The 24,558-nt window shown below is 39.3% G+C and carries 23 protein-coding genes; 6 read left to right on the top strand and 17 right to left on the bottom strand.

The genetic code is table 11. The annotated features are described in order from the left end of the window. Positions 1 to 2,439: a TonB-dependent receptor plug domain-containing protein gene (locus B0B05_RS07885; RefSeq protein ID WP_076783118.1), complete on the bottom strand. Its 2,439-nt coding sequence runs from the start codon at positions 2,437 to 2,439 to the stop codon at positions 1 to 3. A 205-nt stretch (positions 2,440 to 2,644) separates the two neighbouring features. Here B0B05_RS07885 and B0B05_RS07880 point away from each other — a divergent pair, with 205 nt between their 5' ends. Continuing rightward, the gene (locus B0B05_RS07880; RefSeq protein WP_076783117.1) at positions 2,645 to 3,844 is read left to right on the top strand and encodes a PQQ-dependent sugar dehydrogenase; all 1,200 of its coding nucleotides are present in this window, start codon (positions 2,645 to 2,647) and stop codon (positions 3,842 to 3,844) included. On the opposite strand, the gene tsaB is transcribed toward B0B05_RS07880, so the two are convergent. The 5 genes from tsaB to B0B05_RS07855 form a co-directional block, all read right to left on the bottom strand. Continuing rightward, positions 3,845 to 4,531: a tRNA (adenosine(37)-N6)-threonylcarbamoyltransferase complex dimerization subunit type 1 TsaB gene (gene tsaB, locus B0B05_RS07875; protein WP_076783116.1), complete on the bottom strand. Its 687-nt coding sequence runs from the start codon at positions 4,529 to 4,531 to the stop codon at positions 3,845 to 3,847. A gap of 27 nt (positions 4,532 to 4,558) precedes the next feature. Next, on the bottom strand, positions 4,559 to 4,987 hold the full coding sequence (locus B0B05_RS07870; protein WP_084173906.1) for a nuclear transport factor 2 family protein: 429 nt from the start codon (positions 4,985 to 4,987) through the stop codon (positions 4,559 to 4,561). Between the two features lie 8 nt (positions 4,988 to 4,995). Further along, positions 4,996 to 5,748: an SDR family NAD(P)-dependent oxidoreductase gene (locus B0B05_RS07865; protein ID WP_076783114.1), complete on the bottom strand. Its 753-nt coding sequence runs from the start codon at positions 5,746 to 5,748 to the stop codon at positions 4,996 to 4,998. A 140-nt stretch (positions 5,749 to 5,888) separates the two neighbouring features. Beyond that, on the bottom strand, positions 5,889 to 6,428 hold the full coding sequence (msrB, locus tag B0B05_RS07860; protein WP_076783113.1) for a peptide-methionine (R)-S-oxide reductase MsrB: 540 nt from the start codon (positions 6,426 to 6,428) through the stop codon (positions 5,889 to 5,891). Positions 6,429 to 6,477: 49 nt separating this feature from the next. Beyond that, on the bottom strand, positions 6,478 to 7,836 hold the full coding sequence (locus tag B0B05_RS07855; RefSeq protein WP_076783112.1) for an acyl-CoA dehydrogenase family protein: 1,359 nt from the start codon (positions 7,834 to 7,836) through the stop codon (positions 6,478 to 6,480). Between the two features lie 252 nt (positions 7,837 to 8,088). On the opposite strand from B0B05_RS07855, the gene B0B05_RS07850 reads away from it, so the two are divergent. The 3 genes from B0B05_RS07850 (at position 8,089) to B0B05_RS07840 (ending at position 11,328) form a co-directional block, all read left to right on the top strand. Further along, positions 8,089 to 8,430 (top strand): hypothetical protein, encoded by a 342-nt coding sequence (locus B0B05_RS07850; RefSeq protein ID WP_076783111.1) that lies wholly within the window; start codon positions 8,089 to 8,091, stop codon positions 8,428 to 8,430. Between the two features lie 140 nt (positions 8,431 to 8,570). Beyond that, entirely contained in the window at positions 8,571 to 8,963 is a 393-nt protein-coding gene (locus tag B0B05_RS07845) for a heavy-metal-associated domain-containing protein (protein ID WP_076783140.1), read from the top strand. Positions 8,964 to 8,982: 19 nt separating this feature from the next. Continuing rightward, positions 8,983 to 11,328 carry a TonB-dependent receptor domain-containing protein gene (locus B0B05_RS07840; RefSeq protein ID WP_076783110.1) on the top strand — a complete coding sequence of 782 codons (2,346 nt, stop codon included), beginning with the start codon at positions 8,983 to 8,985 and terminating at the stop codon, positions 11,326 to 11,328. 50 nt (positions 11,329 to 11,378) lie between these two features. Here B0B05_RS07840 and B0B05_RS07835 read toward each other — a convergent pair whose 3' ends face one another. The 6 genes from B0B05_RS07835 to B0B05_RS07810 all read right to left on the bottom strand — a co-directional run bounded on the left by B0B05_RS07835 (position 11,379) and on the right by B0B05_RS07810 (position 16,876). Then, entirely contained in the window at positions 11,379 to 11,603 is a 225-nt protein-coding gene (locus tag B0B05_RS07835) for a putative signal transducing protein (RefSeq protein WP_076783109.1), read from the bottom strand. A gap of 10 nt (positions 11,604 to 11,613) precedes the next feature. Next, positions 11,614 to 13,935 (bottom strand): outer membrane beta-barrel family protein, encoded by a 2,322-nt coding sequence (locus tag B0B05_RS07830; RefSeq protein ID WP_076783108.1) that lies wholly within the window; start codon positions 13,933 to 13,935, stop codon positions 11,614 to 11,616. An 82-nt stretch (positions 13,936 to 14,017) separates the two neighbouring features. Beyond that, the gene (locus B0B05_RS07825) at positions 14,018 to 14,674 is read right to left on the bottom strand and encodes a hypothetical protein (protein WP_076783107.1); all 657 of its coding nucleotides are present in this window, start codon (positions 14,672 to 14,674) and stop codon (positions 14,018 to 14,020) included. 2 nt (positions 14,675 to 14,676) lie between these two features. Beyond that, positions 14,677 to 15,318 carry a MotA/TolQ/ExbB proton channel family protein gene (locus B0B05_RS07820; protein WP_076783106.1) on the bottom strand — a complete coding sequence of 214 codons (642 nt, stop codon included), beginning with the start codon at positions 15,316 to 15,318 and terminating at the stop codon, positions 14,677 to 14,679. A gap of 99 nt (positions 15,319 to 15,417) precedes the next feature. Beyond that, positions 15,418 to 16,347: a ferric siderophore ABC transporter substrate-binding protein gene (locus tag B0B05_RS07815; RefSeq protein WP_245799252.1), complete on the bottom strand. Its 930-nt coding sequence runs from the start codon at positions 16,345 to 16,347 to the stop codon at positions 15,418 to 15,420. A 73-nt stretch (positions 16,348 to 16,420) separates the two neighbouring features. Next, positions 16,421 to 16,876 (bottom strand): hypothetical protein, encoded by a 456-nt coding sequence (locus B0B05_RS07810; protein WP_076783105.1) that lies wholly within the window; start codon positions 16,874 to 16,876, stop codon positions 16,421 to 16,423. A gap of 209 nt (positions 16,877 to 17,085) precedes the next feature. Between B0B05_RS07810 and B0B05_RS07805 the strand changes: the two genes are divergently transcribed. Beyond that, positions 17,086 to 18,903, top strand: a complete 1,818-nt coding sequence (locus B0B05_RS07805; RefSeq protein WP_076783104.1) for a DUF885 domain-containing protein — start codon at positions 17,086 to 17,088, stop codon at positions 18,901 to 18,903. A gap of 12 nt (positions 18,904 to 18,915) precedes the next feature. On the opposite strand, the gene nth is transcribed toward B0B05_RS07805, so the two are convergent. Then, positions 18,916 to 19,536, bottom strand: a complete 621-nt coding sequence (nth, locus tag B0B05_RS07800; RefSeq protein ID WP_076783103.1) for an endonuclease III — start codon at positions 19,534 to 19,536, stop codon at positions 18,916 to 18,918. Positions 19,537 to 19,746: 210 nt separating this feature from the next. On the opposite strand from nth, the gene bcp reads away from it, so the two are divergent. Further along, positions 19,747 to 20,193: a thioredoxin-dependent thiol peroxidase gene (bcp, locus tag B0B05_RS07795; protein ID WP_076783102.1), complete on the top strand. Its 447-nt coding sequence runs from the start codon at positions 19,747 to 19,749 to the stop codon at positions 20,191 to 20,193. A 1-nt stretch (position 20,194) separates the two neighbouring features. Here bcp and B0B05_RS07790 read toward each other — a convergent pair whose 3' ends face one another. From B0B05_RS07790 to B0B05_RS07775, 4 genes are all read right to left on the bottom strand, one after another. After that, on the bottom strand, positions 20,195 to 20,668 hold the full coding sequence (locus B0B05_RS07790; RefSeq protein ID WP_076783101.1) for a GyrI-like domain-containing protein: 474 nt from the start codon (positions 20,666 to 20,668) through the stop codon (positions 20,195 to 20,197). Then, on the bottom strand, positions 20,658 to 21,080 hold the full coding sequence (locus B0B05_RS07785) for a GNAT family N-acetyltransferase (protein ID WP_317044121.1): 423 nt from the start codon (positions 21,078 to 21,080) through the stop codon (positions 20,658 to 20,660). Before B0B05_RS07785 ends, B0B05_RS07790 begins: the two co-directional genes overlap by 11 nt. A gap of 99 nt (positions 21,081 to 21,179) precedes the next feature. Beyond that, positions 21,180 to 22,250, bottom strand: coding sequence for a calcium:cation antiporter (locus B0B05_RS07780; RefSeq protein ID WP_076783100.1), 1,071 nt, complete (start codon positions 22,248 to 22,250; stop codon positions 21,180 to 21,182). 111 nt (positions 22,251 to 22,361) lie between these two features. Continuing rightward, the gene (locus B0B05_RS07775; protein ID WP_076783099.1) at positions 22,362 to 24,497 is read right to left on the bottom strand and encodes a S46 family peptidase; all 2,136 of its coding nucleotides are present in this window, start codon (positions 24,495 to 24,497) and stop codon (positions 22,362 to 22,364) included. Positions 24,498 to 24,558 lie beyond the last annotated feature (61 nt).

Raw genomic sequence — 24,558 nt, 5'->3', positions numbered from 1 at the left:
TTAAAATTTATAAGTTACCCTTGTGAAAACCTGTCGACCCGCAAATCCCATCTGCACAGGATCAAAGATGCCACCAGATTCTGTATTGCCTTCTGATACAGAAGAGTATTGTAGAGTAGGATATCTGTTGAATACGTTTTTTCCACCCACGATCCATGAGAAATTTTTGGTGAAATCATAGCCCACTGAGAAATCGGTGGTCACTCTTGGTGTATAGGTCTGGTAATCGTCCAGACCGTTGTATCCTACCAACGTTATTTTGTCAAACCTCACCAATTGCAAATTAGCATTGAATTTCTGGATCCTGTAGTTCAGATTCAGGTTGACTTTGGTTTTGGGTGCAGATGCTAAGATAAAAGCTCTTTCTCTGGCACTGAGATAGGTGTCCTCTTTGCCTATCAGTTTGCCGCTGGTGTGAACAGCGGTGATCTCCATATCGTTGTAGTTGCCGGCAAGAGTTGCGGCTAATTTTCCGGTTCCTAGATTGGTATTGTAAGACAGGATCAGATCTACGCCGCGGGTTTTTGTGTCCACCGCATTGGTGAAAAACTGTGCCTGGTCTATATGGCTCGCTGCCAAAATAGATCCAATAGCATCATCGGATTGATCAAATGTTCCCGTCAAAACAATTCTGTCTTTTACCTTGATATAATAACCGTCAACTGTTGCAGTGAACTTTCCACTATTGAAGGTGAAGCCGGCACTTCCGTTGGTAGAAGTTTCCTGTTTTAGATCGGGGATACCAACTTCTTTAGCCAAGGCACTGTCATTGGAAGCCAGCTGGACAGTTACAAGATTTCCTCCCTGGAAGTTGGTAAATTGAAGGCTGTAATATTTCTGAACCAACGATGGTGCACGGAACCCTGTAGAAACCGATCCTCGGAACGCAAACTGTGGCGTGATGGCGTATCTTGTAGCAAACTTACCATTTACGGTGCTTCCAAAATCGTTATAATTCTCGAAACGGCCTGCCGCGCTGATCATCCAGTTTTTGGTGATGTCCAACTCTGTATCTATATACGCAGCAAAGTTGTTTCTGCTTTTGCCAACTTCCTGAGAATAGCCCGGAAAGCCTTGTGCGCCGCCTGGTCGTACATCGCCGGATAACGGATTGATGACCAACAGATCAGGATTGGTGTTGGCAGTTACTACTTGACCATTGACATCATACATCGCATAAGACGCTTCTTCTCCTTTGATAATATTAAATTTTTCGTATCGGAATTCTGTTCCCAGCGCGATATTTAATCCTTGCAAAACATCAAATGACTTGGTTGTGCTGATGCCCGTCGTATTTTGAAAAAGCGAGTGGCCTCCGGCATTGAAACTCGTTGGCGAATTGACGCCCAATGTTGCATTGATGGTATTATCGATCTGATAAACAAAACGGTTGCCACCAAAAGCATTATAAAAATCAAAATCCCAGCCTCCAACTTTGAATTTGAGCCCGTTATCAAAAGTAAAATCGCTGATTTTGGTATTCTCTATTGGATTGAAACCAGTTGGGTAGATCTCCGGAATGTTGCCATCAGCATCGGCAGATCGCGTCCATGCGTATGCATGGGTGTTGCGGAAAGAAAAACCTGGCTGAGTGTAGAACTTAAGCCCATCAGACAATGGCACTTCTATATTTCCAAAAAAATAAACATTGTTGGATTTGGCATCGCCAAAGCGTTGCCTTGGTGCATCAAACTTATCCGGATTGGCATTTCGTATGGCATAATCTTTATTAATTAATTCTAAAGTAAAGTTTCCGAAACCTCCTTTGGTTCCTATTTTTGTCCCCAGGTTTCCACTAAAATCAAATGTATTACCGTCCAGTTTTTTATCAGAAACGACATCATTATTCCCTGGGCTTTTAAAAACATTGCCACTGTAGAATGCGCTGCCTTCAAAACCGTGATCACGATCATTCAAAACCACATTGATAACTCCTGCAATCGCATCTGAGCCATACTGTGCTGAGGCACCATCACGCAGAATCTCCACTCTTTTAATCGCCGCCACAGGAATGGTATTCATGTCAGAGCCTGTATTTCCGCGCCCTCTGGTTCCAAAAAGGTTGATGAGAGAAGACTGGTGGTATCTTTTGCCATTCAATAATAACAAAGTCTGATCCGGTCCCAAACCTCGTAATGTCGCAGGATCTACCGCATCGGCACCGTCTGAGCCTGATTGCTTGTTGGAGTTAAACGAAGGTGCTGCAAACTGCAATAGCTGATTAACATCTACCTGACCGGTAGATTGGCTGACCTGTTTCAGATCTATGACATCCACGGGAACCGCCGTATTGGTAACGGTTCTCTTTTTGTTTCGTGTTCCGGTGAGAACCACTTCATCTACAGATGTTTCTTTGGATAGGCTGTCTTTTGTGGTCTGAGCAAAAAACAATGATGTTGCACCCAGGAAAAAAAGGACACTTACTTTTTTGATTCTCATAGTATGATTTAGATTTTAATCAAATGTATAACATTTTTGAATTAAAATTGAATTTTATTAGGGTTGTTTGTGTTTTAATACCTAAAATTTGTAATTATACTTATTTAAATTGAGGGTAATGTCTAAAAATTGTAAAAACAGATGGTGTATTTTGATCTTATCTCTTTTTTGATGGCACTATATTTCCATTTCATTCAAAAAAGTTATGTTAAAATTTGTCATTTTATTCGCTTGTTGTTCTTCAACCATTCTAATTTGTTGTCAGGAAAAGGGCTCCGTCAAAAATCTCTCATCGGTTGAAAAAGAACAGCCCAACTCCGATTATAAACCGGCATTTAACGGTCAAACAAGGGTCGCAGGATATAAAACTCAAACCGAATATCAGGTTGATATTATCAACACCAGCCTTGGGCGGCCTTGGGGAATGGCGCAATTACCGAGCGGCGATTTTCTGATTACAGAAAAGACAGGATTTATCAATCTCGTTTCCAAAGACGGAAAAACGATTACAAAAATTACCGGTCTCCCAAAAGTTGACAGCCGTGGACAGGGCGGGCTTTTGGATATCGCGATTGACCCTGATTTCTTAACTAATAAAACCGTTTACTGGACATTTTCGGAACCTTATGAAAAAGGAAATTTGACCGCCGTTGGCAAAGGTGTTTTGTCCGGGAATAAAATCGATAATGTGAAAATCATTTTCCGGGCGACGCCTTCCTACAACGGTAGGTTACATTACGGCAGCCGCCTGGTTTTTGATAAATCCGAAAATCTTTTTGTGAGCACCGGTGAACGGTCAGATTTGGAAACCCGCCCTTTGGCTCAGGATCTCAAAGCATACTTGGGAAAAATTCTTAAAATCGATAAAAACGGAAAACCTGCGGCGGGAAATCCATTCATTGGAAATGATAATGCACAACCGGAAATCTTTTCTTACGGACACAGAAATCCCCAGGGCCTCGCCATCAATCCCCCAACGGGAGATCTTTGGGAAACCGAAATGGGACCCAGAGGTGGTGATGAAATCAATCTCATCCAGGCCGGGAAAAACTACGGTTGGCCAACGATTACTTATGGTATCGAATATTCTGGGAAGGCAATCAATAATGGTTTGACAAAGCAAGCCGGACTGGAGCAGCCTGTTTATTATTGGGATCCCGTGATCTCGCCCAGCGGTATTACCTTCTACACCGGCAATATAACCGAATGGAAGAATAATCTTTTCATTGCCTGCCTTAGCGGCGAAAAAATTGACAGAATTATTATCGAAAACAACAAAGTTGTTGGCGAAGAACGCCTGCTGGAAGACCAACACGAGAGATTCCGTGATGTTTTTGACGGGAAAGACGGGAATCTTTATGCGATTACGGACAGCGGGAAATTGTACCGAATTTCTAAGAAATAATTACTGTTTCTTAACTCTATCAGCTTTCTTAATTCCCTGAAAATCTTTTAGATAAAAAGGTTCAAAATAAGCGACATCTTCAAAATCCTGCTGATTAAATTTCTCCACCGCTTTTTTAATCAAGCCTTTTGCTGAAGGATAAATATCTGTTTTGAATTCTGCGTTTGGAAAGTTCAAGATTTCCTGGGCTTTTTTTGCGCCATCGCCAATGAAGAGAATTTTCTTGTCAGCTAATTCAGAAAATGAATTTTTATCCAGGATTTTGGCTTCGGTTTCCTTAATCATTTCGCCTGATTTCCCATCGAAAAAAGCGGTGTAAACTTCCATTCTTCTGGCATCAATCAAAGGAATAATTAATTCAAAACCTTGATTAACGAATTCTTCAACCATAGAATCCAAAGAATTAACAGCAATCAACGGAAGCTTAAGTCCATAACAAAAGCCTTTGGCAGAAGCAGCTCCAATTCTAAGGCCAGTATAAGAACCTGGACCTTTTCCTAAAGAAACAGCATCCAAATCTTTCAAAGAAATCTCTGCGCCTTCCAAAGCCCATTCTACAAAAGTATGCAGACTTTCGGATTGTTTGTAATTATCCGAAACTTCTTCGCAAAGGCAAAGCAAATTTTCACCATCGGAGATGGCAACAGAACAGTTTTTGGACGAGGTTTCTATGTGAAGGATTTTCATTGTGCAAATGTAAGGATTAAGAAAGAATTATTTCAAACCAACACTTTGCCTGCTCCACAATTTCCAGATTCCTTTTTGCCGGATCCAGAGTTCCAAGACAGAAAGTTTCATTTCGAAGACTTCCTCTTTATAAAGACCTTTTACGGCAATAATTCTTCTGATACTGGCAAATTTATTTTTGAATTTAAGTTCCTTCAATTCGCTTTGCTTTACAGATTGATATTTCACTTTCCCGGACTCAAAATCTGTTTTGAAATCATCTTTATTTTGAACCCAACCGTTGGAATGCCCAAAAGAAACATCATCAGAAAACAATTCTAAAATCTTAGAATCATTATTTTCCATCAGAGAATCCAATTTTGAAACCTGAATCAAGATGACCTTTTCTTTCTTAGAATAAGTCTGAGAAAATCCGACAAAAAAAAACAAGCAAAAAAGTAAAGTTAAAAACCTCATTTTTCAGATTACAATTTCCTATAAATCGTTCGTGGTTCTGCCTGCGCTTTGGGAAAAATTGTCATTTCTGCCACAGAAACCCTCTCAGGAACGTTGATACAATACGCAATCGCATCCGCAATATCATCGGCAACCAAAGGTTCGTAGCCTGCATATACAGTTGCCGCTTTCGCTTCATCACCTTTGAATCTCACTTTAGAAAAATCAGTTTCCACAGCTCCCGGCTGAATATTAGTCACGCGAATTCCGAATTCCGTCAACTCGATCCTCATTCCTTCTGAGATGGTGTCAACCGCTTTTTTAGAAGCACAATAGACCACGCCACCAGCATAAGTCTGCCTTGCCGCAACCGAACTGATATTGATGATTTGGCCGTTTTGTTGAGCTTTCATCAATCTGATAATGGGCTGGGAAACATAAAGCAGACCTTTCACATTGCCGTCCATCATAGCATTCCAGTCTTCGATATTGCCATCTGCAAGAGAATCCAATCCGTGGGCGTTTCCGGCATTATTGATGAGAACATCAATGTTTTTCCACTCTTCCGGGAGCGAATTGATCACAGCAAAAACCTCATCAGAATTCCTGACATCAAAACGTAATGTAAAAACTTCGGTTTCCTTTGATAGTTCGGTTTTCAGTTCATCCAAGACTGTTTGGTTCCTGCCGCAAAGGATCAACCTGTTTTTTTGTTGGGCTAACAAGACGGCAGTGGCTTTTCCTATTCCGGAAGTGGCTCCGGTGATGAATATTGTTTTCAATTTTAAATTAGATTTAGTGATACAAAATTAACGCAAAGTCGCAAGCATTTTAGAATTTAAAACTAAAAAAGTCGCAAAGTTTTAATTTGCGACTCATATAAAGATAATTTAAATCTTCCTTTATGCCTTTGCGATGAAAACTATTTCTTATCGCGTTGAAAATCCAAACTAACAGAATTCATACAATACCGTGTACCTGTTGGTGGCGGGCCGTCGTTGAAAACGTGTCCCAAATGTGAATCGCAGCGTTTACAAAGCACCTCGATACGTTCCATTCCGTGAGAAGAATCTCGTTTATAAATCACACCATCTTTATCAGCTTCGAAGAAACTTGGCCAGCCACAAGTACTTGCAAATTTAGAGCTTGAACGGAACAAATGATTACCGCAAACAGCGCAGTAATATTCTCCAACTTCATCGAAATCATTATATTTCCCGGTGAATGGATATTCTGTATTGGCTTCTCTAGCTATTGCATAAACTTCTGGCGGGAGGATTTTTTTCCATTCTTCGTTGGAAACATTCAGTTTGGTTTTGTCAGTTCTTGAATAATAGGGATTGTTGGCGTGTGTGTTATCTTCCATTGTTGTTTGTTGTTGGGGTTTGGTTAAATCAACTTTTTTCTGCGCACATTGTTGCAAAAATAAAGTGATTAATATTAAAAAAACTACTTTTTTCATTGAAATAAATTTACAACAATTAAAGCGAAAATTCATTAACATAAGATATCTAAACAAATGCACTCATTCCTGTAATTGAACGACCGACAATCAATGAGTTGATTTCTTTGGTTCCTTCGTAAGAATAGATGGCTTCTGCATCGGCAACAAAGCGGGCAACATCGTGTTCCAAAAGAATTCCGTTTCCACCCATTACTTCTCTTGCTTGCGCCACAACATCACGAGTTCTCAGACTACAAAATACTTTTGCTAAGGAAGCGTGTTCGTCTTTCAAAATATCAGCATCTTGCATTTCGGACAATCTGAAAACCAAAGTCTGCATTGCTGTAAGGTTTGATAACATTTCTACCAAATGTCCTTGAATCAACTGAAAAGATGCAATTGGTTTTCCGAATTGTTTACGTTTTCTGGTGTAATCCAAAGCACTTTCGTAAGCACCTCTTGCACAACCAGTCGCCATCCAAGCAACACCAGCTCTTGTCATTTGGAGGACTTTTGCTGTGTCTTTGAAACTGTTGGCGTGTTCCATTTTCTGAGAATCTGCGACGAAACAATCTTTCATTGTAATTAATCCGTTTTGAACAATTCGGAGTGCCATTTTTCCTTTGATTTTTTCAACCGAAAAACCTTCCGTTCCTTTTTCGACAATGAAACCTTTGACTTGATTGTCATCAAGATCCCTTGCCCATATAATTATCACATCCGCAAAAGTGGCATTTCCGATCCATTTTTTCTGTCCGTTCAGGATCCAGCCGCCTTCTACTTTTTTGCAGGTTGTTGTCAATCCGCCAGCTGCGCCCGAACCAACTTCCGGCTCGGTTAAGCCGAATGCGCCAATCAAATCGAATTGCTGCATTCCCGGAAGATACTTCTGTTTTTGTTCCTCGGAGCCACAAATATAAATCGAACCCATTGACAAACCCGACTGAACTCCGAAGAATGTCGCCAGCGATGCATCGACCCGGGCAATTTCCATTGCAATGACACCCTCCATTAAGAACGGAAGATTTGGGCAACCGTAACCTTCGTACGTGACACCACAGAGATTCAGTTTTTTGAATTTTGGGATGAGTTCGTGTGGAAAATCATCGTGCAACCAATAATCGTTGACTAGAGGTTTTGCTTCTTTTTCCATAAACTCACGGACTTTTAGCTGAATTGCTCGCTGCTCATCCGTCAGTTTCATATGCAGTTCATAAAAATCACCGTTGATTGGAGGTAATTCTCTTTTCTTCCCGGAAGAATCGAGCATTTTCGTCAAACCTTTGATTTGATTGTCGTCCAATTTTGAGAACTGATTCATCAGTTTTGGAAGGTCGACTTTTTGAGAAATTTTGGAGATTTGGTCTATATCGATATGTTTCAGGAGGTTAAAAAGCCCTTTGATCTTGGAAATTGTACCGTTCATAGATTCTGTTTTCTTGTAGAATGCAATTAATATTCCTAAAACGTGAACCACAAAAGGCACAAAAGTTTTACTAGTTTTTTAACACAAGGGCACAAGGATTTCTTGATGTTCTAATGTTTTTAAGGTCACAAAGATTTGACTTCATCAATTGAATTTTTGTGCTTTGTGAAAATCTTTGTGCCTTTTGTGGTTCGTTTATTTTGTATTTCATAATTTTGCAAAACGATGTTGAGAAAGTTTCAATTGATATTAATGATTTTCTGTTTGGGGATTTTTGTATTTCCAAAGCAGAACTTTAATGTTCAGTTGGCTCAAAGCTCTTGCTGCGAAGCTCAGAAAGAAAATTCGGGTTGTTGCAAAAAAGAGAAAAAATCAGATTCCTGCCATCACGATTCCAAAAAAGAAAAAGACTGCAAAGACAATTGCACCACTTGCAAAACCTGCAGTTCAGGATTTGTTTTTTCGGTTGTTCTGAATAACCTCGATAACAAATTGAAAACACCCGTTTTTGAGATCAAAAATCAATTTTCTTATCAATTACAATCGCCTTTAGCAAGGTCTTTCAATATTTGGCAACCGCCTAAATTGGGTTAATTTTAAATTAGGTTTATCTCGCTGATTAAGCAAATATTGCGAATTTTTCTGCAAATTAATTTGCTAAATCCGTGAAATCTGCGAGAATTCAAATTCAAGATTTGCTTAAAATCTCGAATCAACAATTAAAATTAACCAAAATGAATACAATCATAAAATCAGGAATTTTATTCCTTTCAATATTTCTATTTTCAAATTTTTCTGCACAAACAAAAACCTTCAAAGCCAAAGTAGAAGGCAACTGCGGAATGTGCAAAGAACGCATCGAAACGGCTGTTAAAGCTGATAAAAATGTAAAATCAGCCGACTGGAATATGAGCAAAAAAGTCTTGACCGTAAGTTACGACGCTTCCAAAACTGATCAAAAATCGATTCTGAAAAGTGTAGCGGAAGCAGGTCACGACAACGAAATGTTCCGCGCTTCCGACAAAGTCTATGACGATCTGGACGCTTGCTGCCAGTACGACCGTCCTGACAACAGCAAAAAGATGGCGAAAAGTTGCGATCCTAAACAAGTCTGCGAGCTTAAGTAATCAACTTAAATTTTTGACGATGAACATTTTAAGTAGGAAACTTATGTTTTTTATGCTGCTCGTTTGTTCCATATTTTCCTTTGCACAAACCGTTACAGAACAGTTTTTGGTAAAGGGAAATTGCGGACAATGTAAAGCACGAATAGAAAAAGCAGCCTTGAAAGCAGGAGCACAAACTGCAAACTGGACAGCCAATAATCAGACTTTGACAATGACAATTGACGAATCAAAAGTTAAATGTGATGATATCCTGAAACAAATCGCTGAAGTTGGTCACGATAACGAGAAATTCAAAGCGCCGGAAGATGCTTACAAAAATCTGCCTGCGTGTTGTCTATATACAAGAGGTTCTGATTTTGAAAAACCGAATGACACACTTGAACATCATTCAGATTCTGATAAAAAAACGAATCAGATTGAAGGTGTAAAACTGACGAGAGAAAAAGAAGCAACGGCTATCAGTAAAAAAGAAGCGGGATTGATTTTCAATATCAGTTCCAAAGAATTATTGAAAGCGGCTTGTTGTAATCTTTCCGAAAGTTTTGAAACCAATGCGACTGTGGATGTTTCGTTCAGTAATGCGGTTACGGGAACTAAGCAATTGAAAATGCTCGGACTTGACCAGAAATATACACTTTTGACCAAGGAACAATTACCTGAAATCCGTGGATTGGCTTCGCCTTATGGGCTCAATTTCATTCCAGGAAAATGGATTGGCGGAATCCAGCTGACGAAAGGCGGAAGTACGGTTGTCAACGGTTACGAAAGTATCACAGGACAAATCAATACAGAACTTTTGAAAACCCACGACGATGATAAAAAATCGGAAACAGAAATCAATTTGTTCTCTGATAACAATGGTCGTGTGGAAGCCAATGTGACGAGCACTTCTCCAATTTCTGACAAATGGACTCAAAGTGTTTTGCTTCACGGTAACGGCACTTTTGGCGATACAGATATGAACGATGACGGTTTTCTTGACAGGCCAAAAGGAAGCCAATTAAATGTTGCTTATCTTTTGAATTACAATGATTTGGAGAACTCTGGATTTGCTTCGCATTTCGGAATTAATTATCTGAAAGACGAAAGAACGGCAGGACAAATCGGATTTAATAAAAGGATTCCGCAGGAAGACCAATCGCTTTATGGTGTTGGAATTGATATTTCGAGATTTCAATTATGGAATAAAACAGGTTATGTTTTCAAAGGAAAACCTTATCAAAGCTTGGGATGGATGAACCAATTGACTTATCATCAGCAAGATAGCTTTTTCGGATTGAGAAATTATTTTGGGAAAGAGACTTCTTATTATTCTAATTTGATTTTCGAAAGTATCATCGGAAATACAAACAACAAATATAAAGTTGGAGCTAGTTTCCTTTATGACAAATACGATGAAGATTATCTTTTGGACAATTACAAAAGAACCGAAACTGTTCCAGGATTGTTTGCAGAATATACTTTGACAGGCGAAAAATTCACTTTGGTGACAGGCGCTCGTGTTGATTTTCACAATCTTGCAGGAACGCAATTTACACCTAGAATGAATTTCAAATATGATTTGACTCCGAAAACGATTTTCAGAATTTCGGCTGGAAGAGGTTTCCGAACTGCGAATATCTTTGCGGAAAGTCAGTCTTATTTTGCATCAAATCGTCAAATTCAAATCATCAATAATGGTGGCGAAATCTACGGTTTGAAGCCTGAAATCGCTTGGAATTATGGAGTAAGTTTGCAACAGGAATTTAAGTTGTTTGGAAGAAAATCAACCATTTTAGCTGATTTTTTCAGAACAGATTTCCAGAATCAGGTGGTGACAGATTTGGATGAATCTGCACAGAAAATTTTGTTTTATAACCTTGAAGGAAAGTCATTTGCAAACAGTTTCCAGACGCAGTGGGATTTTCAGCCAATTAAAAACTTAGATTTCAGAGTGGCTTACAAATATTATGATGTGGCTTTGGATTATTTGAGCGGATTAAAAAAAGTGCCATTTATGGCGAAACATCGTGGATTTGCTAACCTGGCTTATTCAACCAATAAAACTGAGAAAGGTAGATTTTGGAGTTTTGACACGACTTTAAATTTAGTTGGAAAACAGAGACTTCCGAATACAAAATCAAATCCTACAGAATTTCAGTTAGCAGATTACTCACCAAGTTATGCCACTTTGAATGCTCAGATTTCCAGAAACTTTTCTGAGAAAATCAGAATTTATTTAGGTGGAGAAAACTTAACGGGCTATCAGCAAAAAGTTGCGATTCTGGATGCTGGAAATCCCTTTGGAAATTACTTTGACGGCGGAATGGTTTATGCACCAATTATGAAGCAAAATTTCTATGTGGGTGTAGATTTTAAGTTTTAGATCAGACGATTTTTAATAACCCTTTCAGAGTTTTGAACTCTGAAAGGGTTTTAATTATCTGTATTATAAAATTCATTCATCAATTGATTAGCTTTTCCAAAGTCATTTTCTGAGACTTTTAGCTGAACGCCGCCACTTGTATTGTTGAATAAATTGTAAGTATTGGCTAAAATATTCCCAAAAACAAAGGTTTCAATGCCGTTGGTTTCCAGATAAGCTTTGAGCAATTCTGCTTCTACTTCTGTATTGAAAATCCTGAGTGTCATTAATTCCATAATTCATTGATTATAATCTGTTCGAAGTTACGTTGACAGCATTTTCCTTGTAACTGGATTTTTTCAGTTTACCAAAATTATACTTTGCTGAAAAAGATATCGTTGGCGTATTTCCAAAAAAAGTGCCAGTTGAATTGATTCCGCTATAAGACATTTTCTGCATATAATTCATCTGATTGAAAACATCATTGTATCGAACTGTAAAATCAAAATCGGAAATAGAAGACGTCATCCCAAGATTGACCAAACACATTGCATTGTTTTCATACAAACCTTCCACACGTTTTGTGATATAAGAACCGTCCAGCAGAATTGACAAATACTTCCAAACATTCACAGTATTATTAGTTGAAAAATAAACATAAGGCGTCGAATTTTTCAGAACGGCTAGAGAATCTTCGATTTTATCATAATTAACGGAAAGACTGTTCTGAGACGTCCACTTTTTTCCTTGAAAAAGAGAATCAATGCCTAAAGAAATACCCATTTCTTTATCGAAATTAACCGGTTGAAATTTGGAAATATTTCTTACCTCATCATAAACCAAGGTGTAACCGAAAGGATTTTTGCTGTTGTAAGCAGAAGCGTTGACAGAGATTTTTTTCAGATTTGTGGTAAAAGTAATCGTGTTGGTATAAGTTGGAACTAAGTCTGGATTTCCTTGATATTCAACGTATGGACTTCCATATAAACCTCCGGAAGCCAGATTTCCATAACTCGGACGGGAAATGCTTTTTCTGAAGTTCAAAGTATAATCATAATTGTCATTTTGCTTGAAACTGATTTCCGCATTGGGGAACCAGTCGAGATAATCTCTCTTGATTTTAGTTGCATTCTCAATCACATCAAAACCTTGCGCATTGGTTGTTTCAGCTCTCAAACCTGCATTGATATTCCATTTGTCAGCAGTAATGGCGAGATTGGTATAACCTGCAAGATTCGATTCTTTGAATTGGTATTGATAAAATTCAGGATTTTGATTATTCTGAAAAACCGTTTTGTTATTGGTGTTGGTTTCTGCTTTTGTGAAGCTTCCGCCTAGTTCAAGATTGTAATTGTCACTCAATTTTTTCTCTATATCAATTCTTCCGGAATAAGCATTTCCAGAATATAACTGATGACGAAACTGATTGAACTCGTAACCGGAATTATTGGTATCATTATAAAAACTATAATCCACATTATCGCTCTCTCTTTTGAACTGAAATCCGGTCAAAATCTCAGCATCCCAATCTGTTATTTTCTTTTTATAATTAAAGATAGAATTGATGGTCGCTCGGTTTCTGTCTTGCTGATTCAGGGTTTTAACAAAAGTAGAATTACCATTTTCTGAATAGAAAGTATTGGTATTGTTATCGCCTTTATCAGGTCTGAAATTCATATTAAAACTTAGCGTTATGTAATCGCCGTCGTCATTCAGTTCCTGATACAAACTCGCTCCAAAAATAGTTTGCGGGCGTTTTGTGATGGATTTAATAACATAATCGGAACTAATATTTTTACTTGGAACTTGATAATCAAAACCATTGCTTTCCCAATGATTGACTTGGTTGTAGGAAGAATTCAGTTTCCACTCGGTTTTATTTTTCTTTTGCTGAAAATTAGCTGAAAGATAATTACTGAATCGTTTTTGGAAAGTTGCCGTTTCCGAAAGACTCAATTGCGAACCATCTTTTCTACTCTTTTTAAGATTAACTTTGATAACTGCTTTTCCTTCCGATTCATATTTAACAGACGGATTTCTAATAACTTCTACAGACTTGATGTCGTCCACTGAAATTGCAGATAATGTCGCAAAATCCACTCGCTGATTGTCAACATAAAGCAAAGGTGTTCCTTTTCCAACAAACGATAAACCTTCGCCGTTTGCATCCATCATTACAAAAGGTAATTTTGATAATAATTCTGAAGATGTCGGTAATTTATTCAGAGCTGAATTAGCAACATCCAGCGTAATATTCCCATTTTCTACCTTGAAAGTCTTTTTCTTAGCCGTGATTGTTACCTCATCAATTTTTTGGCTTTTCAGTTCAAATGCAATTGAAAGCTCGAGATTTTTTTCCAGATAAAATGGCTTCTCATTCTGAATTGTTTCATCTGACGAGAGTTGAAGATGATAATTCCCCGACTTCAACTGGTCGAATTCAAACTTCGAATCCTGAGCAAAGGTCGATTTTATTAAGTGATTATCTTGATCCAAAAGGTAAATGATAATAGGAGATACATTTTTCTCTTTATCAGAATTAATGATTTTTCCATTAATCTTAAGATTTTGCTGAGCAGAGAAAGCCGTTGAGATAAGGATAAGAAAAAATAAAATGCTATTTTTCATGGCTGATCAGTTTTAAAAAGGTTATCTAATTAAAACAATTATCGCACTTGATTTATTACATTTTATCGAAAAGATATTAGCCTTAATTAAAATTAATTGTATAAGTCCCTTGAGAGTTACTTTGGGATTTTTTAGCTTTTACATATTGCTTCATCCAGATGACAGCTGCAGTAATATTACAGCCGTCCTTGATGCCGCTGCTTCTTCCGGTGCTGGTGACATTGCCTGACTTGTCTACTGTAAAAAACATCACAAGCTGGCCTTTGGTTTTACAGTTATGTTTTGGTAATTTGCCTGCTTTCCCCATCGTTCCCGGGATAAAGGCGGTTAGCGGTCTGTCTTTTCCTATTTTGGTGACTTTGTCGGATTTAGGATCTGTCTGTTTTTTTTCTTCTTCCTTTTGTTTGGTTTTAGAATCAGCCACCTTTTCTTTTTTAGATGTTTCAGCGGCCTGTTTGTCCTTGTCTTTTTCTTTTAGCTCTTGATTTTTATCATCATCAATTGTTGCTACAGGAGGCAGGACTTCGGCTTCCGGCACGTAGATTTCCGGTTTTGTTAATGTGTCTTGTATTGGTTCCTCAATCGCTTGTGGCGTTTCTACGACAACAGGTTGCGGGATCTCAGAGTTTTTGTAATAAGAAGAATTAAAGGAAAACAACAGCACAAAAAACAACAGCACAACTACATAAAATGCAATTGGCAAACCGGAAAGCCTTTTTGTTTTTCGACGAAAATCCATTGTTAAGAAGGTTTGTTGATGATGTCCAGAAACTCGTTGGTGTGGTACTGGATTTTCATCAGCATATAATCTATTTTGCTCACCAGAATATTGTGGAAAATGTAAGAAATAAATCCAACGATAAGCCCCACAGCGGCTGGTGCCAAAGCTTTATAAAAATCTGCTGCCAAAATATTTTGAGCCACCAAAGTTTCTGTTTTTGATAAACTTCCAAAAGTAGAAACCAAGATCAAAATACCACCCAGTAGCCCTAACATAGGTGCAGCGCCGGAAAGTGTTGCCAGAAAACCAACGTTTTTCTCAGCACTGTTAAGCTCTATCTGTGCCTGAGTTTCCATCGCATTTGCAATTTCGTTAACTGGGCGCCCCAGTCTTGAGAGGCCTTTTTCTACGCTGCGCGCTTCCGGTGAGTTGTCTCTTCTGCAAAAATCAACCGCGGATTGGATTCGGCCATCATTCAGCAGATCATTCACGTTCTTTAGTAGATAAGGATCTACCTGATTTTCCCGGTTAAGCGCATATAGTTTCTGTGCAAAAAAAACAATGGCTGCAATCCCAAAAAAAATCAGAATCATAATCAGGGAAACGCTCAACAGGCCTCCGCTAAATAAAAATTCCCAGATAGAAATACTCTGTTTTGCCATAGTTTTGATTTTGTTTTTGACCCTTCAAATTTAAGAATTAACTAAGGACTTATCCGAATGGATTGTCCAATATTTTAAGAAAAAATCCTCTTAAGACGATTAGAACACGATTTTGTACGTTCCCTTTGAAGATACATTGGCAGGTTCTGCTTTTACATATTGCTTTACCCAGCTGGTAGCCGTACTGATGAGGCAGGGATCCGAGCTGCCGCTTTGGCGCCTGGCAGATACAACCTTTCCCGACTTATCAACTGTGTAAGAAATAGTAATGCTGCCACTGGCTGAGCAGCTTTGGCTAGGTTGCGCACCGCCCCTCCCCATAGTCCCCGGGATAAAACCGACTAGTTTTCTGTCGATGCCAATAAGGCTGTTTCCGTCGCCGTCGCCACCCAGAGGATCGCCATAATTGCCCGGCCCGGAACCATTACCCTGAGATCCTGCTTTTGTACCACGGCCTTTTAGCAGATTGCCAATGGCTGCATTTCCACGGCCGTCACCGGTGGCATTTTCTTTCTTGATATCGCCTTTTGCGTTGGTATTGCCTTTTACGGTTTTGGTAGAATTAGCCACCACGGGCGAATTGGCTTTGTCGTTTGATTTTTTGCTGGCTACGGGCGGGTTTTTAGTTCTGGTAGGTGTCGGGACAACATTATCGGGTATGTCTTTGTCTGTGTTGTCTTTAGATGATTTCGCAATCTCTGAAACTGTTTCTTTTTCCTGTTTTTTCTCAATCACGGGCGCCGGGCTTCCTTCTTCGGCTTTGGGTTCTTCTGCGCCATTCCCATTGCGGTTGTCGCCATAATTGATGCGCATCTCGGTAAGGTCAACAGGAATTATTTTTTCGCTGTTAATTGCTGTTTTCCTGGGTGTTTTGGTTAATGATGCCGGAATAAAAAAGAGCACGCAGAAGATAAAAATCCCTACAACCACGGCTTTGGTAAGGGTAAAGTCATAATGCTTACGGAATTCATAAGCACCATAAGCCTTGTGGCGGTCTTCAAAAACAATATCGTCCAGATCCTGATACATCAATCAATAGTAATTTATCGTTACAATGAGTTTATAACGATTTGTAAATATAAATATTATTTTTTGAGAAGGATTACTCGTCTACCTCGATGTCATCCTGACGGAAATTGCACTTCAGTTTGAACGGGATGGGCTCGTCTGCACCGGTATAAAAATCGGTAATACTGCCTGTCCAGCACAATTGAAGCTCGCCATCCTTATTCTCGAAAGTCAGATCATTGTCAAAAAGAAAAGCTTCTTCATCATCAAAAAGGTCTGCCTCTGTGTAGGTGTCGTCATCCGTATCTTCTATGTGGAAACTGTGCCCGGCAAGATCCGACACGGCAATGGGATAGTCAAAAACATTAAGGGAAAGCTGCGGGAAATTGTATTGCAGCGAGTCGTCTTCTACATGATCCAAAGAATCATCGGTTAAGATTTCCACTTCTAAAAAGTTTTTGGTATTGCTGTAAACCGATTTGCAGTACGTACTTTTAATAAAATACTTGAGTGTCTCCTCCGGATGGTAGATCTTTAATATTCCTTTCATTATAAGGATAATAATTATAAATAAATGTTTTATTAGTGCATAACAAAGATAAAAAATAGAATGATTGAGAAAAATTTTTGATTATTATTTTTATTAATTCTCTTCTCTTACCGTTAAAAATATGTTTTTGACTAATAAGTTTTGAAGCAAAATAAAAATATACTTGATCTAAAACCCTATCTTTACAGTGCCAAATATTTTCTATTAAGATGAATTCTTTCCTTAAAACGCTCTCCCTTTTTATCATTATTACGGCTCTTTTTTCTTGCAAAAAAGAAGATTCACCAATGCTGAACGCTGCCAATATTATGAAGTCACCCAACCTGGACTCTATAGCGGCCGGTTATTATGAAGAATATCTTAAGTTTTATCCGCTGGAAGCCACATCTCAAGGCGACAACCGTTATAATGACCAATTGCCGAACAATATTAGCCAGGCATTTATCAAAAAAGAAATTGCGTTTTATAATTCTGTACAGAATCAGCTGAAGCTGGTGGATTACAACAGCCTTGATGATGACAGGAAAGTGGTGTATGATGTGCTGGAATATACCATTATCGATAAACAGGAACGCTACGCCTACCATCCGGAGTATATCCCTTTTACACAATTTTCCGGATTGCCTTTGGATTTCCCGATGTTGGGAAGCGGCAGCGGCATACAGCCCTTTAAAACTGAAAAGGATTACGAAAACTGGCTAAGCAGGGTTGATCAGTTTCCGGTATGGATGGATACAGCGATCTCAAACTTTCGAGCAGGAATCGTCAATAATGTTGTTTTACCCAAAGCTTTGGTTTTAAAAATGATTCCACAGCTTAGAGCCCAGGAGATTATCACAGACGATTTTGATAAAAATATTTTTTACGGTCCTGTTAAGAATCTCCCTAAGGATTTTACACCTGTTATTGCCAATAAGTATTCTAAACTTTATCAGGATGCTATCAAAAACAAACTGATTCCTGCGTATCTGAAGATGGCTGACTTCCTGGAGAAAGAGTATCTGCCCAAAGCAAGGCTAACTGACGGCTATAATGCATTGCCGAATGGTAGCAATATCTATAGCTATTATGTAAAAAGCTGGACAACAACTGATAAAACACCGGACGAGATACACAAAACGGGGCTCTCAGAAGTAGAAAGGTTGAGAAAAGAAATGGAAAAGGTGAAGACTCAGCTCAATTATAAAGGATCGCTGGATGAGTTTCTAAATTTTGTAAAAAGTGATCCCAAAGCCATGCCTTATAAGAATTCTGCTGAGGTCTTGGCGGGTTTCCAGTCAATTTTGGATAAAATTACACCAAAGTTGAAAACCATGTTTAATGTAACGCCAAAAACGCCTTTCGAAATCAGACAAACCGAAAAATACAGAGAGGCCAGTGCCAGTGCAGAGTATATACAAGGCAGCCCAGATGGTAGCAGGCCAGGTATTTTTTATATCCCAATCCCGGATCCGCGCAAATTCAATGTGACCTCGGGGATGGAGTCTCTTTTTCTTCATGAAGCAATACCCGGGCATCATTATCAGATCTCATTGCAACAGGAGAATACCAAGCTGCCCAAATTTATGCGGTTTGGGTGGATTGGCGCTTACGGCGAAGGTTGGGCGCTTTACTGCGAGTCGCTTGGCCAGGAGCTTGGCCTTTACACAGACCCTTATCAAAAAATGGGTTCTCTGAGTGATGAGATGCTGCGGGCGGTGCGCCTGGTGATAGATACCGGTTTGCATACTGGCCAGATGACGCGAGAGCAGGCTATCCAATATTTTCTGAGTAACGTTGCCTATGACGAAGCTGGCGCCACCGCCGAAGTGGAGCGTTATATGGCAATGCCGGGACAGGCTTTGAGTTATAAAGCAGGTGCCATGAAAATCAGAGAGCTGAGAAACAAATATCAGAAACAGTTGGGGTCAAAATTTAATCTGGCCGCATTTCATGATGAGGTTCTAAGCCAGGGTTGCCTTCCTTTAGAAATCCTTGAGAGAAAGATGGATCTCTGGGCCAAAAATGTAATCAAGCCTGCTAAGTGATCATAACAGCGGTTACTTGTCAAATAACATTTTCGTTAAAAAATCTTTCTCTTTATTCCCTCTTGCGGGCGAATACTCGCGACCATAGAAAATGATTTGAAGATGGAGTTTGTTCCATACGGATTTTGGAAAGAGACTTTTGGCGTCTTTTTCAGTTTCTACAACATTTTTCCCCGAGGTTAACTTCCATTGTGTCATCAGCCTGTGGATGTGCGTATCCACAGGAAACGCCGGGAAACCAAAACCCTGGCTCATGACTACAGATGCTGTCTTGTGACCTACACCGGGCAATTCCTCCAGTTCTTCATACGTTTGTGGTACAACAGAGTGGTGTTTTTCAACCAGTATTTCTGCCATTCCTTTCAGGTTTTTGGCTTTGGAGTTGGAAAGTCCAATTTCTTTGATCAGGTTTTTGATCTGCTCTACGCTCAGTTTTGCCATTTTTTCGGGTGTGTCTGCCACGGCAAAAAGCGCAGGTGTTACCTGATTCACTTTTTTATCGGTTGTTTGTGCAGAGAGTGCCACTGCAACCATCAGTGTAAAAGGGTCTTTGTGATCCAGTGGGATAGGGACTTCGGGGTATAATTTTTCTAATTCTTCCTGGATCATTTGGGCTCTTTGCTTTTTTGTCATTTTTTATATTTTTTTATGGCAGCTTTATCCGCCTTCCGTTCCCGCTGTCATCGCGAGGAATGTAGCGTTGGTATTGAAAGATCGTTGCGCCCCTCGCGATGACGAGCTCCACTCAAGTCGGGCTGCGGTTTTCAGCATTTATTCAATATTTCACATCAGATTCACGATGAAAATTCAAGAATGAATTACTTTTGTGTAAAATTAAAAATTATGTTACAGGTTGGCGACGCTTTGCCAGAATTTATCGGAACAAATCAAAACGGGGAACAAATCGATTCTCAAAAACTAATAGGTAAAAAACTAATTATTTACTTTTACCCAAAGGCCAGTACGCCTGGTTGCACGGCAGAGGCCTGTAATTTGCGCGATAATTATTCTTTTCTGGAAAAAGACGGCTACCAGCTGCTTGGCGTGAGTGCGGACTCTGTGAAACGTCAAAAAAACTTCAGTGAAAAAAATGCATTGCCATTTGATGTCATTGCTGATGAAAACCATGATATTATCAATCAATTTGGTGTTTGGCAGCTGAAGAAATTTATGGGCAGGGAATTTATGGGCATTGTGCGTACTACCTTTATTTTTGATGAGAAAGGCATCTGTACCAAGGTTATAGATAAAGTAAAGACCAAAGATCACGCCGCTCAGATTTTGGAATAATCTATTTCACCGGAATCCAAATTTCTTCTTGTGCAGAATCGTCATTCGGATTATAATCTTCTCCGAAAATCTCAAAATGTGGCCTGCTGTCCACTTCTAAGTTGTTTTCCGGAAGGAAGTTTTGGAAAATATATCTGAAAATCTCCGGCCCGTTTTCCGCTTTGCCTTTGTAATTAAAAACGAAATATTTCCCACTCTGTAATTCGAAGGTTTCAAATTCTTCTGGCATATCGGCAAAATCAGAGACCTCGGCCAATGCATATTTAGTAAACGGTTGATGGGGAGAAAAATTAGCCGGGTAGATCTGTAGGGAAAATAAGTTGGCGGAAACCCGGTTGCTGATTTCTTTTCGTCTCATCATGAATTTTTTCCAAAGAAGTGCTGTTTGATCATCCTGAAAAGATGTCAAAGTACTCAAGCCGACTAACTTTTTTTGTGGGATAACGTCTGTCCGATGGCTAAGATTAATTTTCATAGTACCTCAGTTCTTTCTCATCGTCAGGGATTCTTACCATCTTTTGAAACTTGAGTCCCAGTTTCTCAATCAATTTTTGAGAAGAAAAATTATCGGTTGTCGTAATAGCGCTTAGTTTTTTTACTCCAAAATCAAGCGCTGCTGCCTCTTTTAGGCGGGATGCAGATTCGTAAGCGTAACCTTTTCCTCCATATTTCTCAAAAAAAGAAAAGCCAATATCCAGAACATCCAGGCCATCCCGTTCAAATATTCCTACAGCACCAATTTTGGAACCGTCTTCTTTTAGTATGACAACATAATTGCCAAAACCTAATTTCTGGAATTGCGGGAGAAAACGTTTAGTATTATATGTCTCGGCATCCTCCTTAGTTTTGAGTTTTCTGTCTCCAATATTTTTTATGAAGGAAGGCATATTGTATAGCTTCAGAAAAAAATCGGCATCGCCTGTATCTGCGGTTTTAGGATCAGGCGTTCTGTTTCAAAAATTTTCATTAGATAAAATTAATGAAATTTATGGAACAATTACTGTGAAAATATAGGCAAATAGATTAACCAATAATACAAGGCCATACAGAACATTGGTTTTCCCACGATTGAGTGACAGCATTACTGTATACAGCGAAAGTGCAAGCAGAATCATAGACTTGATATCCAGTCCCAATACCAATGGCAGATCAAGTACAATGCAGACCACGGCAACGCAAGGTATAGTTAACCCGATACTGGCCAATGCTGAGCCCAATGCCAGATTAAGACTGGTCTGGAACTGGTTTCTTCTGGCTGCCTTGATGGCTGCCATGCCTTCGGGTAATAGGACCACGGCTGCAATGATTACACCAACCAATGATTTTGGGGCACCCACACTGTGTACCATCTCTTCTATCTTTGGTGAAAGTGCTTTGGCTAAAAATACAACAACGCCAAGGCATATAATGAGAAAAATCAGACTGACAATACTTGTCGTGGTGGATGGCGGATCTGCGTGCGGTTCATCATCATTTTCGGGTAAAAAATAATTACGGTGCCTCACTGTTTGAACCATTAGAAATGTACTGTAGATAACGAGGCATGCAACTGAGAAAAAAATGAGCTGCGCCGTACTGAATGTTGCGGACGATTCTGTGGTTGTATAATTGGGTAAGATTAAGGTCATGACTACAATGGCTACCAAACTGATAAGCGCCATGTTGCCGGAGGTCCTGGCAAAAAACTGTTCTTTGAACTTGATGCCTCCTACTAACAGACAGGCACCCATGATACCATTAAGAATGAGCATAATTGCAGCAAAGACAGTGTCCCTGGCTAATGTGTCTGTTTCTTTTCCACCGGCGATCATTAATGATACAATAAGGCCTACTTCCAAAACGGTAATGGCTATCGCAAGAATAATGGTGCCGAATGGTTCCCCAACTTTGTGCGCTACGACCTCGGCATGGTGTACAGCTCCCAATACAGAGCTAATTAAAAAAACGCCACCTAATGCTGCCAGTAAAGGACTGTCATCCGTTATTCCCAGCAAATAATAAACTAATGATAAAACCGGAAAAATGTAAGACCAGTGAAATAATGACCGTAAACTCATAAAAATTGATTTCTCTAATTTACAAAAAATTTAATTATAATATTTTCATCGTGGTATAACAAAAAATCCACCAAAATCTTGGTGGATTATATATTATAATATGATTGGTTTCTATTTTACCAAAGTCAGCTCGCTGATGAGCCTTGTAGCTCCGGCATATTTGTCGATGACCCAAAGTACATATCTTACATCCACATTGATGGTTCTTTGTAAGTTAGGTTCAAAAACGATGTCACCACTTAGAGCCTCGCTGTTACCGTCAAAGGCAAGCCCAAGTAGGTTACCGTCTCCGTCGATGATTGGCGAACCAGAATTACCGCCGGTAATATCATTGTTGGATAAGAAGTTGATAGGCATAAAACCGCCTTTTCTATCAGCGTACTGTCCGTAATCTTTTTTCTTGGCAAGATCCAGGACTTTCTGAGGAAGGTCAAATTCTTCATCACCTTTTTTATATTTGGCAACCATTCCGTTGATATCGGTATAGTAATTTTCTTTGATCCCCTTATAGTTTCTGTCATTTCTTTTTGGTAAAGTTTGCACGGTACCATAAGTCAACCTCATTGTAGAGTTGGCATCCGGATAGAATTTTCTTTCTGGTTGCGCTTTTCTAAGCCCATCTAAAAACAATCTGCTGTTTTTTGCAAAATTCTCATCAATTTTAGAATACTTTTCTATTCCCAATTTTTGATCTTCAACAATGCCATTGGCAAATTGTCTTAGCTTATCAGCATCAATTTTTAAGCGGTCAGGGTTTTCTACAAACAAAAGTGCAGATTTTTCATTCGCAAAGATCGATTCGTAAGCCATAGTGGACAGGCTGTTAGCATCAGCGGCAAGGATCGTTGGCGAAGCAACATCTTTGGCAACTCTTGATTTATAAAGTGCGGCTAAAGAATTCAGCATTTTGCCTTCTACATTATCGTGGAAACCGTCATAAGCTTTGTCTACTGCGTCCAAAACTTTTTGTTTCATGGCTGTTTTTCCTGCATCATCCTGATCAGCATAAGTTTTGAAAAGGCTTCCCAGCTGGTAAGCTACTCCTATGTAATGGGCATTTCTTTGCAGGATAGAGGCGTAATTGCGCTCCACGTTTCTGGCAGAGACCTGCTGATAATAAGCTTTAATTTCCGGTAATACAGCATTATAAGTGCTTTCGTTGGCGGATTGTGCAGCCCACTGGTTGTAGATCTCTTCGGTTTTTTGTTTCTCTGCAACGGTTCCGTTTTTCTTTACAGCGTCGATGGTTCCGGCTCTGTTTTTCCAATAGTTGGCCACACTGGCGTATTGAGAAGCATAATCTAACTGAGTGGCTTTATCTTTATCCATATATTTTTTCATGACGTCCATTGCCACTTTGGATGCATCTACCCAAGCCGGATAATCTTTGTCTACCATCTGTTCGATGCCGTACGAAGTCAAATAACGGTTGGTTCTTCCCGGATATCCAAGGATCATGGTGAAGTCTCCAGGTTTGTAACCCTTAAGGGAAACCGGTAGGAAATGTTTTGGTTTCAGAGGTTGGTTGGTTTCAGAATATTCTGCCGGGTTTCCGTTAGCGTCTGCATAGACACGGAAAACAGTAAAGTCTGCCGTATGTCTTGGCCATTCCCAGTTATCTGTATCACCACCAAATTTTCCCAATGAGGATGGCGGAGCGCCGACAAGACGAATGTCTTTATAGTCTTGATAAACAAAATAATAGAACTCGTTGCCGTTGAAAAAATCTCTCACAACAACAGTGTATTTTCCGTTTTCAGAATTTTCTGTTTGGATGGCTTTATATTCTGCATCGATAACCGCTTTTCTGTCCGCAGCAGACATATTGTTATTCAGTTTTGCATTGATTCTTGCAGAGACATCGTCCATCCTTACCAGAAATCTGACATACAGATTTTTAGCATTGAACTCTTCATTCGGTTTCATGGCCCAAAAACCATTTTTAAGATAATCTTTTTCTGATGTAGAAGCTGCAGCAACAGCATCATAACCACAGTGGTGATTGGTGAAAATCAAACCTTGGTTAGAAACGATTTCGCCGGTACAGAAACCGCCAAAGCTCACGATAGCATCTTTCAGGCTCGAGTTATTCACAGAGTAGATCTCTTCTGGTGTCAGGTGCAAACCTTCTTTTTGCATATCTACACCGTTCAGGCGTTTTACAAGCATCAGAAGCCACATACCTTCATCTGCTCTCATTTGTGCATATCCCAGAATCAGGGTTAATGCTAAAAATATTTTTTTCATTGAGAATATTATTTTGTCGCTAATTTACTGATTATTTTAAATCTAATGGTACGGATTTGGT

This window comes from Epilithonimonas bovis DSM 19482 (assembly GCF_900108115.1).
Lineage (GTDB): Bacteria > Bacteroidota > Bacteroidia > Flavobacteriales > Weeksellaceae > Epilithonimonas > Epilithonimonas bovis.
Note: the sequence above shows the minus strand (reverse complement) of the source record. Positions and strands in the feature narration are given on the sequence as shown.